This window comes from Pseudotamlana haliotis, assembly GCF_008806375.1.
Taxonomy (GTDB): domain Bacteria; phylum Bacteroidota; class Bacteroidia; order Flavobacteriales; family Flavobacteriaceae; genus Pseudotamlana; species Pseudotamlana haliotis.
On sequence record NZ_WAAT01000014.1, the window covers coordinates 1,138 to 13,354 of the forward strand.

Annotated in this window: 8 protein-coding genes; all 8 read right to left on the bottom strand. The window is 28.5% G+C overall.

Annotated elements, in window-relative coordinates; genetic code table 11:
* Positions 1 to 516 precede the first annotated feature (516 nt).
* Entirely contained in the window at positions 517 to 1,599 is a 1,083-nt protein-coding gene (locus tag F6U93_RS01845; RefSeq protein ID WP_150936295.1) for a toxin-antitoxin system YwqK family antitoxin, read from the bottom strand.
* A 133-nt stretch (positions 1,600 to 1,732) separates the two neighbouring features.
* Positions 1,733 to 2,302: a hypothetical protein gene (locus F6U93_RS01850; RefSeq protein ID WP_150936297.1), complete on the bottom strand. Its 570-nt coding sequence runs from the start codon at positions 2,300 to 2,302 to the stop codon at positions 1,733 to 1,735.
* Between the two features lie 267 nt (positions 2,303 to 2,569).
* Positions 2,570 to 3,046: a hypothetical protein gene (locus F6U93_RS01855; protein ID WP_150936299.1), complete on the bottom strand. Its 477-nt coding sequence runs from the start codon at positions 3,044 to 3,046 to the stop codon at positions 2,570 to 2,572.
* A 461-nt stretch (positions 3,047 to 3,507) separates the two neighbouring features.
* Entirely contained in the window at positions 3,508 to 4,743 is a 1,236-nt protein-coding gene (locus F6U93_RS01860; protein ID WP_150936301.1) for a hypothetical protein, read from the bottom strand.
* A 984-nt stretch (positions 4,744 to 5,727) separates the two neighbouring features.
* Positions 5,728 to 6,576: a DUF7281 domain-containing protein gene (locus F6U93_RS01865; RefSeq protein WP_150936303.1), complete on the bottom strand. Its 849-nt coding sequence runs from the start codon at positions 6,574 to 6,576 to the stop codon at positions 5,728 to 5,730.
* The gene (locus F6U93_RS01870) at positions 6,576 to 10,283 is read right to left on the bottom strand and encodes an ATP-binding protein (RefSeq protein ID WP_150936305.1); all 3,708 of its coding nucleotides are present in this window, start codon (positions 10,281 to 10,283) and stop codon (positions 6,576 to 6,578) included. Before F6U93_RS01870 ends, F6U93_RS01865 begins: the two co-directional genes overlap by 1 nt.
* Positions 10,267 to 10,839 (bottom strand): condensin complex protein MksE, encoded by a 573-nt coding sequence (locus tag F6U93_RS01875; RefSeq protein ID WP_150936308.1) that lies wholly within the window; start codon positions 10,837 to 10,839, stop codon positions 10,267 to 10,269. The genes F6U93_RS01870 and F6U93_RS01875 overlap by 17 nt, the downstream gene beginning before the upstream one ends.
* 6 nt (positions 10,840 to 10,845) lie before the next feature.
* Positions 10,846 to 12,042, bottom strand: coding sequence for a hypothetical protein (locus F6U93_RS01880; protein WP_150936310.1), 1,197 nt, complete (start codon positions 12,040 to 12,042; stop codon positions 10,846 to 10,848).
* Positions 12,043 to 12,217 lie beyond the last annotated feature (175 nt).

Below are 12,217 nucleotides of genomic sequence, written 5' to 3' on the forward strand. Positions count from 1 at the left end.
GGTTTTTACCTTTAAAATGCTTATAAATAACTGTTTAGATAACTGTTTTTTAGGTTTAGTTTTGCCATCCAGATTTTGAGTCCGCCGTAAGAGTTGCGAAAGATTGGTGTCCGAAATCGTCGGAGTAAGCAGAATCAGCTTTTTTGAGCTTTGTTAAACATATTTTTAGCGATTTTAAAGTCCGATTAGCGTAATACTTGCGCATTGCTAGTGTCCGAAACCGTATGAGTGAGCAGAATCCGATTGCGTTATATTTTTAACGTATGTTTTCGCTTCGATTACAGTAGAGTGGCTTCTTTAATTTTTTTGATAAAATTAAAGTTTTTAGAGATAGATATTTAGGAATCTAGCTTTTACAGAGCAGAGTAGGGATGTGTGCTAACGTCTCCGTATAAGAATAGTTGCGTGGTTAAGTTACTAATTTAGCAAACAAAAACTAGCCAGAGGAAAATCCGCAGGATTTTCCGAGTAAGCAATGACCAAGCAATTATTTTTATACATTGTTGTGTGTAGTTTTTAATGTAGTATTGAGTCAATGGCTACTCCATTTTCTCCAATTACAGTTTTAATAAGTTTACCACTTTTGTCAAAATGTTTTATTTTGCCATCTAACAAATTGTTTTTAGAAAAACCAGTATATTGTAGTTCTCCTGTTTCATAATAAACATTCACTTTTCCGTTTTTTATATTATTTTGGATATTAAATTCTTGAGCTAATTTTCCATTTTCATAAAATAATTTGGCTTTGCCATTTGGTACTCCATCTTTCATTTCTAATATTTTTTCAAGGTTTCCGTTATCAAGATATCTATGAGTAACCCAAGTCGACGACAAAGAAATAGTATCAAGTTTTATTATGTCAACAGCTTTTAAAACTCCGTTTTCATAATAAAACTTACATGTGTCCATTTTTTTTCCGTTCCAATAAGTGCATTCTGCTTGTAATTTTCCGTTAGGGTGATAGCGTATTGATTTTCCATGCGCTTTGTTATCGTTTAAGAAATTAATTTCTTCCAAAGCTCCAGTTTCATAATAATGGATAGCTTTACCCATTAATTTTCCATTTATGTATGATGTGGAGTCTCTTTTTTTTCCATTCTCCCAGAAGTCTATTCTGGTTCCATGATATGTATCATCAACGTATTCTATAATTTGTTTTATGGTTTCTCCATCTTTTCTGTAGAATTTCCATTTACCTTGAAACATTTCATTTTCAATCTGTCCTTCTGACTTTAGTAATCCCAAATTTGAATGATAACCTTTATAATATCCATTTTCATAGACTGTTTTAAAAACTGAATCAGACTTAAATGTAGTAGTACGGATTAATTTATCTTCTTTGTTGTAAAACTTAAGTATTCGATTAGGAAAACTATCTATGACTTCTAATTCGACATACCTTTTTCCGTTCGAAAAGAAATAAGTTGAAAATGATTTTGGAAGCTTTATTTCTAGTTCAGGATTTATCTTTTGCCATTTTCCTGATTTCCCATTTTCTTGATAGAAAACATAGTTTTCATTTCTAAATTTTTCATTTGAAATGTCATCTTTACAGGAAGAAAAAATAATTAAAAGAAGTAATAAATATGTTGTTTTCAAGTCAGTAGATTGGTTTGGTTCAAATTACACACAACGTTTGTGTATATGGAAAGTTGCGTGTTTGTGAGCGAGGATTTTCCGAAGGAAAATCAGAAGTTAGCAAACAAAGCAACTACCTTTGGTTTAGGTTAAATTAGCAATTTTTTATATACCGTGTTGTGCTTAGTTTTTTTATGATTTTATTTTCAATTTTTTTTTGAGTAATCCAATTAAAGGGATTTATGTAATCATACATCGCATAAGTTAAAGCTCTTAAATAGATAAAATTGTTATGGTAAACAATATACAACTCTATTCCATGATGATTGAGTATTTTATAATTTTCCACCATTATTACGTGTGATTGATTATCGTTGTGTAAGATTTTCCAATTATTATTTTCACACATTTCTTCAACCATTTGTCTGTTTACTATTCTATTTTCTTTCACTATAAATTTCCTGAAATTAATAGATTTTCTAATCTGAAAAAAAATAAAAATTGCAAGAAAAATGCTTATTAATAAAGCTATTATTGAAACAGGGAATAGCACAGGGTTTTGAATTTTTAGTTGTAAATAAAAGAAACCTAATCCCAAAATAATAGGAGCTATTGTAATCGAAATATTTTGAAAAAAATCTAATATTTTCATTAAAATGGACTCGTCAAATATGAGTTTTTCTTTGGTTAAAGAATTATTAGAATTAAAATTTAGATATTTCATATAATTATATCTGATGTATTTGAAAATCAAAAATCAGTGTTTGTAATGTTTGTTTTCTCCGTATAAATATGTTGTTTACCTAATATCAATGCTTTATTTCGCAATATTGGTAATTAAGCACAACGTGTTTGTGTATGATTTCGTTGCGTGGTTTAAGCACTAAAGTTAGCAAATAAATCACAGATAGAAAGTCCGCGAGGACTTTCGTAAGTAGGCTATAACCAGCAATGAATTATACACGGTGTTGTAAAACGTTTTTTGTTCAATTTAATTTTCCAAAATAATAGTCTCATCATAAGTTTTCATATTCAAAAGTCCTATCGTTCCACAATTCGGTTTAATGTATTTTTTTGTGTTCGGAATTCCGTATTTATCTTTTTCCCAGCTTGTATTGAATTTATATTTCAGCGTGTCTAATTTGTTTTCAATAATTTCTCCTTGGTGATTTACGATTTCCCATTCGTAATTTTCATTTTTCCAACAGATTCCGATTTCGTCTCCAATAAGAGGAATTCCACTTTTGTCAATTTTTATATATTCTGTTTTTGGAACCGAATTATGTTCTCCATTTATAAAATACCTCATTTTTCCTTTCGTAATAATAGTCACGCATTGTTTTTTGTCAGCAGAATAAATTTTAAAATTCGTTCTATTTGTATGGTCTCCAAATGCAATAATAAAAACAGTTATTCCAACTACAAACATAACTACTGCTACTAAAATTATTTTCAATATAAATTTCAAATTCGAGGTTTTTCGTAAATGTTTTACAACGGTCTCGTGTATGGAATGTAGCGTGCAAAAAGACACTAACATTTCGGATTAACACAGAGCTGAATTTTTATATTTTGTTTTAATTTTTCTCTTTTAAAAGCTAAATTAAAAATTTGGCGGACTTCAAAAATATACACAAACCTTTCGGATTTACACTTACTAGCTATGTTTTATACACCGTGTTACAAAACGTTATTTTTTTATGAGTTTGTATATAAATAGTCCTATTGAACAACCTATTAGCGTTCCAATGATACCAGAACATATTATAGTCATAATATCAGAGGAAGTAATGTTTTTCCAAAAGTTAACAGGACAATTTTGACATGCTCCACGAATTTCGGATAATTCCCATAAAATACTAAAAACAGGAAAGAAAAGCCCAATTAGTAGACCAATAAAGCCTAATATGATTATTATTTTTTTCATCGTTATTCTTTTATTACAATTTTTGGATAATAGTTTAACGATTCGTCCCTGTAGTCTAAAAGAATGAGCATCTTTTTATTCTTGCGCCATAGTTCTATTATTTCATCAACAGTTTTTTTCCAATCCTTATTAGTAGTTTCATCATCATAGTCATCCTTCTCAGAAGCTTTAATTGCTAATTCAGGTGTAGTATATATGTCTTGCTTTTGAATATACCCAAAACAACCATATGAACCACCAAGAGAAGAAAATACATTAGTTTCATAAGTACCACCTACATGAATCATTACATCTGTAGCTAAATCTTCAATACTTCTAGGTGATGTAATTGGTTTACCATCTAGCTTTGTTTGAGTTCTTAAAGGTTGAGCTGGTATTTTCCTGTTTCCAAAGCGTGTAAAAACAAAAGCATCTAAACCACTTGGGAGATAAGTTGTCGATATTGGATTTGGATAACTGGGCATCCATTCTGCACCATATAAGTTTTGTTCATAGTTTTTAGGGACAAATGCTCTATTTAATAGCACATGTTCATCTTTTTCATTCTTCCCCAAACTGTACCAAGCGTCTCTAGTTAAATCAAATGAAAATTGAAATTCGTCTTTGTCACTTCCTTTATCTAGAACTACATTTGCTTTATATGTAGGCACTACTACAGAGGGAGTGTATATAGCAAATTTTGATGTTCCTAAACCTTTTAATTCTTGAATTGTATAACCAGTAATTTGATTTGTAATAACTACTTTGGGGATTATTAAAGGTATTTCAACACTAGCTTCTTTTTCGGGATTCCATACATATGCGTAAATTGTTGTTTTCGCATATTTTTTATAGTTGTACTTATAGCATACATTTTTATCTTCGTCTAGATATGGATTTTTTCCTTTTTTATATTCTAAATCTACTATTTCTCCGTCATTTATTTGTTCGGCAAACCAAATATGTTTTATTGGCGTAAAAGTAGACTCTTTGAATTTTGTAGCTTTAAAAATGTAAGTTTTATCAACTTCCATTTCATCAACTTCCATTTCATCAACAAGTTCGTTATTTTCATCAAATGGCCCTTCAATTTTTTCTACTAAAGGTTTTGCAAATTTTAATGTGGCTGGTTTTTGGGCTGCTGGTGCTATTATTACATCAGGATCATCACACGTAATAGTTATGGATAATGTACTATATTCTTCTTTTATTCTAGGAGGATTTTCTTTTTCGTGAATAGTTATTTTGTCGTTAGCCATTTTTTTGAGGTTATTAAGATTTAATTTCAACTAACGTCAAATTTACGGTAATTTTCTTACAATGTAATGTTGATTGTTATATTTAGGAATTAATCGGATTCTGATTTGGATAATGTTTTGTAACGGTTGATGTATTGAAAGTTGCGTTTAAGTCCGCGAGGATTTTCCGCAGGAAAATCCGCTTAGCAAAAAAACACAAGTTTTTCGGAACAGCTAAAAATAGCAATTTTTTATACATTTTGTTAGCGCACGTGTGTTTTTGTTTAGTTTTTACCTATAAAATGCTTAGAAATAACTGTTTAGCAAACTGTTTTTTAGGTTTAGTTTTGCCATCCAGATTTGGAGTCCGCCGTAAGAGTTGCGTAATATTGGTGTCCGAAGTCGTCTGAGTAATCAGAATCAGCTTTTTGAGCTTTGTTAAACATATTTTTAGGGATTTTAATGTCCGATTAGCGTCATAATTGCGTACTGCTAGTGTCCGAAACCGTATGAGTTAGCAGAATCCGATTGCGTTATGCTTTTAACGTCTGTTTTCGCTTCGATTACAGCAGAGTGGCTTCTTTAATTTTTTTGATAAAATTAAAGTTTTTAGAGATAGGTATTCAGGAATCTAGCTTTTTTAGAGCAGAGTAGGGATGTGTGCTAACGGTCTTGTGTATGAAACGTAGCGTTTAAATAGTCGCTAACTTTTCGGATTTAGCAAGAGCCAAATTTTTTATTTTTATGTTTAATTTTTTTTATAAATATTACCAAATAAAAAATTTGGCGTACTTTGTAAATATACAAAAACCTTTCGGAAAGCCTATAATAGCTATGTTTTATACACGTTGTTGTGCATAGTGTTTTTTTACGTTCTGTTTGGCTTTCCAATGTTTTTAGTTAGCTCTAATGTGAGCGTTGGGAAGACATACTCTTTTACAATTTTTTGCTAGTGTGTTGGTTTTAGCAAATTGTAAATGTGTATGGCTTTTGGCGTTGAGTATCTTATTCGATATAGTACTCTTGGTCAAGACCTTTTTTCTCTTTTTCGATGAGTTTAATCAATTCCAAAACTTTTGATTCTTGTATTTTTTCGATGTCAAAATTCATCTTTTGATTATCAAATCGTTCTCTGTTGCCATTATCTCTTAAATTACTTTTAATATTCTCAGGAATAAAAAACGAAGCTTTTCCTTGTAAATGTTTTTTATATTCATTCAGGTAAATCCCAATTCCTGCAATATCAAAGTCTCCAAAATGCAAATAATTATTAGGGATAGACTTTATCCACTTAATAAAGTCCTTATTTTGGTTTTGTGGATAGCGTGATATGAATAAAGGATTAATGTTTTTAAACAGATATTTCTGTTCGTGAATTTGACTAAAATTCTTAGTGTTCTCAACTCCAACAATAATAATCTCTTTAGGTACTTTGAAAGATTCATAATCATATATAAAAACAAAGCTTCCCTTATTAGGGTTAATAATTATAGTTTCATTATTTAATTCAGCTTTTATAGAGTCATAACTATTCACTAAAAAACCTTTAAAAGCTCTTTCTTTTGATTTTTTGGAATCTGTTGTGATTTTTACAAAATCTGCACGAGTTGAATTTTCATTTTCTAGAGCGACAATGTATTTATTCAAATCATTAATTTGTAATTGATTAGCCAAATAATTATGTAATCCCAATTTATTCGCTAACTCTATTGATTTTTTGTGCTTTCCTTTTCTGTAAATAATGTTTTCTGAAACTAAATCGTCAATTAATTTGCTTTTAACGAGACTATTGGGGATAGTTTCTCCATTGATTAATTGATTCAAAACTTTCGCTATTTTTAAAGTAAGCTTCATTAATTTAGTACTTTATTATTTACTTTTTTAACCAACCTATTAATTTTTGTGATGTATTTTTTAGAATTAGTTTTGGACTGTTCTTTTGCTAATTTATAGGTGTATTTATAATCAGTAGCATTTTGACTTGTAGGAGATCCATTTATTAGCAAAATGTTTCTTTCATTGGCAAATTTTAAAATACCCTTTTGATTAGTCGGGTGAAGAGTGCCAATTTCATCCATCATACAATGAAGTTTAAAATCCTTGAATTTCTTTGATGCATCAACTTTAAAAACATTCAATAATGAAATATTAATCATAGCTTTCACTAAAATATCTGTTCCATTACTACCAACATTAGAAAGCTTCTCAACCCAACCTGAATCGTTATCATTCTCAATTATTCTAAATTGTAGGTCAAATGATTCTGATAAGGTTAAATTTGAGTTTTTCGATTTGTCTAACTCCTTAACTAGTTGTTTTAGTAGGTCTATCGCTTTTTGATTTTTTGAATTACTTTCAGAGGATGTAAAAAGGTTTGATTCTCCTAAAGAAAGACTATTTTCATCATTAAACTCTTTAATTTGGATTAATAATTTAACGATTGAATTTGAGCTTTCTAAAGTTTTTATTTCCATTGACTTTATTGCCTCAATAAAATTTTTACCAAGAAAATCATAATTAATTTTTCTAATTATTTTTTCAATTTCTCCTTGTTTAGAATTCAGTTCTGTTGTTTCTCTACCAATTAAGTGAATTATGTTTGCAAACCTGCTATTTACACGTTTTTCATATTCCTTAATTTTATCTTCTTCAATAAATTCTTTGAGTTCTGACGCAAAGTTTAGAAATTCTGAATCTGTGTTTATTTTTACTTTAAATTTAAATACATTATGTTCGTCAAAATTTCCTAAAAAAGCATTTGTAGATTGTTGCAATTCTTTAAAAGTATCAATACTCTTATAATATTTATTGTTTACTTCAGAAATTAAAGATGTGGCTTTCTTTTGCTTATCAAAATCTGCAATAGTTTCAGGATTATCATAATGATTTTGAATACTCACGAAAGCATCTGAAACCTTAAAGTTTTCTAGCTCTTTCAAATCATTTTCAAATTCTTCAATTTTAGATTTAATTGACTTTACAAACTGCACCTGCTTAGAATATTTTGTATTGAATTTATTTAGTTCGATTTTATGGGTATCAACCATTGAAGTTTGCTTTTTCTCTAAACTAATTTTATCAACTTTTAATTGAGGTACTTTGTCAAAGAGTTCTCTTTTATCTTTATTGTATTCTATAACAATTGTTTCGATGTCTTTTATGTAATCTAGGTCGTTCGTTATGTTGTTTAATCGATTGTCAATTATATTTAACCTTTCCGTGTCAGCACCTTTTTTATTTAGTTCTGAGGTTTGTTCTTTTTTCAACTTTTGAATCCGTTTATCTGAGGCTAACTTATTCTCAGAAATAGAAGTGTTTATTTCATAAATCTTTTGAATTTTACTTTCTTCGAAGGATTTAATTTCAGAATTACGTTCTTTTTCTTTATGGTTTATTTTTCGCTTTATTCCTTTCTTAATACTTTCTAGGTTTTCTTCAGCTTTTAATTTTTTTGAAGCAATTTCGTCTATGTCGTTTTCTAGTTTTTGTAAAATAGCTTCCTTTTCCAATTTGGCTTTTGAAATCCATTCATTTATCTCAATTCTGTTTTTCTTTAGCTTTTCTTTATTTTGAGATATGGAATATTCATTTTCTGCTATAATATCTTTAAGGTTGTTTAGCTTTTTTCTAAACTTTGTTTTTAACTTAAGTAGATTGTCTTCTTTGTTTGTGTTAAGTTGTTGAATTTTATTTTGAATTTCAATCACCTTAATTTTATAATCTTTAATTTCTTGATTATACTCTTTAACTGATTTTACTCTGTTTTTTAGCGTGTTTAAGTTTAATTCTATGCCAAAAAGAGTAGAGGAATTACTATCAATTAGTTTAGGGTTTAATTCTGTGTTAAATAGTACATTTTCTTCATCAATTACTTTACCAATGGTGTTTTGCCAATTATCAATGTTATCATTTAGCCAACCATAAAGCGAAGATTTACTTTGTTGAATCTTGTTTTCAATCTTCTCAATTTTTAACCTTAGTTTTTCACTTTTTTCGTTTTCTTTTTCAATGGATAATTTATGGTTTCTTTCAATTTCTTTCGTATCTAATTCCCATTCTTTACGAATTGTTTTTGTTTCGTTTGTGGCATTTTGAATTACGATTTGAGAAGTAGATATTTGTTTTTCAAGAGTTTTTTTATCCTCCTTACATTTGTCAATATCTGCTAAAAAAAAGGTTTTGTGTTTTAATTCTGCTTTATCTCTTTTAAACTTGTTTTCGGTTTCTTTTACTTTTTCTAAAACCGAATTAGCCTTATCTATATCGTTTTGGGTCTCTTCTTTAATTTGATTTATTAATTTTTGATAAGTATCAAATATTGAAGATTTATTCTCGTTAAAATCACTTTTTATTTTAACGATTTCTCCGTTTTGTGTATTTGTAAACTCCTGTTTTTGGTTTTGAATTTGGGAAATAAGAGCTTCAAATTTTTGATTAACTTCTGTGAATTTAGCTGTTAGAAGATTTTTTTCTTCACCTAAAGTCTTTTGCTCAATGGTTAAAGCTTCTTTTTTTGAAACTTTTGCAATTATGTCTTTAATGTTTTGGCTTTCGTATTCTGTTTGTTTCTGTTTAGCTTTTGCTAATTCTGTAGTAATTAGTTTTATATCAGAAACAACATCTTGCTCTCTTTTACGGTGTGTTTTTATTAAGTTTTCTCTTTTTTGCGATAGAATACTTAATTCGTTATTTTCTTTAGAAAAGCTAGAATTTAAAATTGGTTTTTCACTTTCTATAAAGTCTATTCTTGCCGCCAATTCATAAGCTAGTTCTTTTTTTTCTCTTTTCAGAAAATTGTAAATTCTATATTTATCAGTAATCTTATCAGCTTGTATTCTAACTATAATTTGTCCTTTTCTATTCTCTTTAAACCATAATTTAATATCGTTAATTTGAGTTTCAAAATCACGTAAATGATTTTTAGAATAATTCTCAATATCTATAACAAACTCCTCATCATTTATAGAATTTATGATGGTGTCTTTAATGAATTTTGCTTCAAGATTAGTATTGAGTAATACATTTTGAATGGTTCTAGGTATATTTTGATACTGCTTACTTTCTACTAGTGCATACTTTTTAAACTCTGACTTTAACCCGCTATTATCTCCATAAATTATTCTACGATACTCTTCATAGCTTTTAATTTTATTCGTGTAATGAATCCCTCTCCCAAAAGCATTTCTAATATTGTCCCAACTTTCAAAAGCTCTATTGTCATTATCAATAAAAAGTTCTTTTTTGTATTCGGAATTAAAAAATCTGAACGCAACTTTTCCGTTTACTTTGTAGACTAAAACACAAAAAGGAATATTGTCTTTTAATATTTCATAAATAATATAAGAATTTTGGTACTGAAAGTAATAATCATCAAAACCTTTTTTTTGTTTAGGTATTCCTAGTTTGGTTTTGTTAGCATTATAAAAAAACAAAATTGCACGAAGTAAAGTACTCTTTCCAACGCCTTGTGTTCCTATTAAATGAACGTTTCCGTCTAATTCTATTTCTGCATATTGAACAGATGCACTGTTTATAAAAATTATTTTATTCAGGTATCTCATTTTCTATTTCTTCAGGAATGTTAATAGCAGTAATAATATCTTTTAAATAATTAAATGAGGTTAAAACTTTGTAAGTTTCTGTAATTTCATTTTCTAGTGTTATGAAATTGTCTTTTTCTAACTTCTCAATTATTTTTTTTATTCTTTCAGTATTTGTCTTTTTATCTCCGCTTGCTTTCTTAAGTTTTTCTAATTTCGATTTTAAATCTGCATTGTTTTTTAGTTGATTTGCAATGTCTGATGGTGAAAATCGATATCCTACATCAAAAGAAGAATCAAAAGTCTTAAAAAAGTCTAGTATGTCAATCCAATTAAAGGCTTTTTCTAGTTTTCTATCTAAGTCTGCATTGTTTTCTGAACGACTGAAATAAAAGTATTCGTTACCTTGTTCTAATATGTAATTGATTTGATAAAAGTATTCGTATAGGTCTTCAAACGTTTCCTCATCCTCTAAAACTTTATAGAGTTTTTTTATATCATCATTAGGACTGTTTGAACAGATGAATTGTCCTTTTCGAAGCACATTAAATATTTCTGATGTATATTTTGAATTCATTAAAATTTATTTTGAAAAAACCATAGCATATTCAATACCATTGATGGTTTGGTAGTTATCTTGTATTTGTAATTCTCCTTCATACTGTGAAACAATTTGACAAAAAACAGTCACTCTTTCATTAAAATCCACCTCTTTTAAAAAATCATAGTTTAAAATAAAATTGAATAAATTATCACTTGTTGCGACAAAACTATTTCTAACTTCTTCTAAGTTTATTATTAATTCTTCTTCAACATTATTTTCAAGATTCTCATTAGAGATACTTTCGGCTATTTCTTGTTTGAAAAGCAATCTATTTCTATAATTTCTAGCAATTCTTTTAATAGCATCAAAAGCCCGATCATCCTCTCTAAGAAAGTCAATAGATAATTTTAAGGATTGGGTAGTTCTTACTTCAAAAATTACTTGATTTTTATTTGAAATTATTTGTTTAATGTCGGTTTCGGCTTCAATTGTAAAATTGTCTTTTAAGTATTTGAGTTTTCGTAGTTTTTCTAAAAACCTCCCTTGTTCTTTTATTTGGTTTAGATAATCAATTATCTGTTTTTCTATTTCAATTAGGTTATGTGAGCATTCTCCTAATTGACTTTTTAGACCAATAATTATTCTACTTAATTCCTCATCTAAAGCTCTATTAAAAAAGGTGAGTTCTTCCTCATTAATAAGTGCTAATGTTTGTTGTATTAAATTTGTAACAATTGTTCTTTTCTCGTCAAGATTTTCGAGTTTTAATTGTTTGTTTTTGTAATTGGCTTCATTCTTAAAGGTGTTCTCAATATTACGTCTCAAATCTACCACGCTTCTAAGTGTGACGAGTCCCATATTTCGAAAAGTCTTTTTAATAAATCGTAAGTAGGTATATCTTCTATTTTCGTTCGACTCATTTAAAAAATAAACAATATTTTCTTTTATACTTTTTATATTTTCGTCAATGTAGGATAGATTGATTTCTTCACTCACGTACAGAACTTGCTCAAAAAAATCTAAAAACTGTCCATCAAGTTCTAAAAGTCCTCCATTTTCTCTGATTACAGATTTTTGAATTAGTAAGTCAATTCGACTTTCTTGATAATCAACTAATTCTAATGCATCACTTAATTTGTAGTCAATAGATTTTCTCTTACTAAACATTTCAGATATTAGTTTTTCCTCTCTTTTCAAAGCGGTTACTAATTCTTTTATGTCGTTAAAAGTGTTCATTGTTTGTGCGTTGGCTGAAAAACAGCTCTTTTATTTTTTTAAGCGTTGGCAAAAGCATTTGACAAAAAATAAATGTGCTGTTTGTGGGTTGGCATTTTTAGCACATTGTTTAATTGTTTTTACGATTTTTTTACATGTCTCGTCCTGAAATATGGCTACAGGTTAAAATAGAAAT

What these genes read in the sequence shown, in the direction of transcription:
- F6U93_RS01875 (WP_150936308.1), bottom strand. Translation starts at nt 10,839, where the DNA reads ATGAATTCAAAATATACATCAGAAATATTTAATGTGCTTCGAAAAGGA.
- F6U93_RS01870 (WP_150936305.1), bottom strand. Translation starts at nt 10,283, where the DNA reads ATGAGATACCTGAATAAAATAATTTTTATAAACAGTGCATCTGTTCAA.
- F6U93_RS01865 (WP_150936303.1), bottom strand. Translation starts at nt 6,576, where the DNA reads ATGAAGCTTACTTTAAAAATAGCGAAAGTTTTGAATCAATTAATCAAT.
- F6U93_RS01850 (WP_150936297.1), bottom strand. Translation starts at nt 2,302, where the DNA reads ATGAAATATCTAAATTTTAATTCTAATAATTCTTTAACCAAAGAAAAA.
- F6U93_RS01860 (WP_150936301.1), bottom strand. Translation starts at nt 4,743, where the DNA reads ATGGCTAACGACAAAATAACTATTCACGAAAAAGAAAATCCTCCTAGA.
- F6U93_RS01880 (WP_150936310.1), bottom strand. Translation starts at nt 12,042, where the DNA reads ATGAACACTTTTAACGACATAAAAGAATTAGTAACCGCTTTGAAAAGA.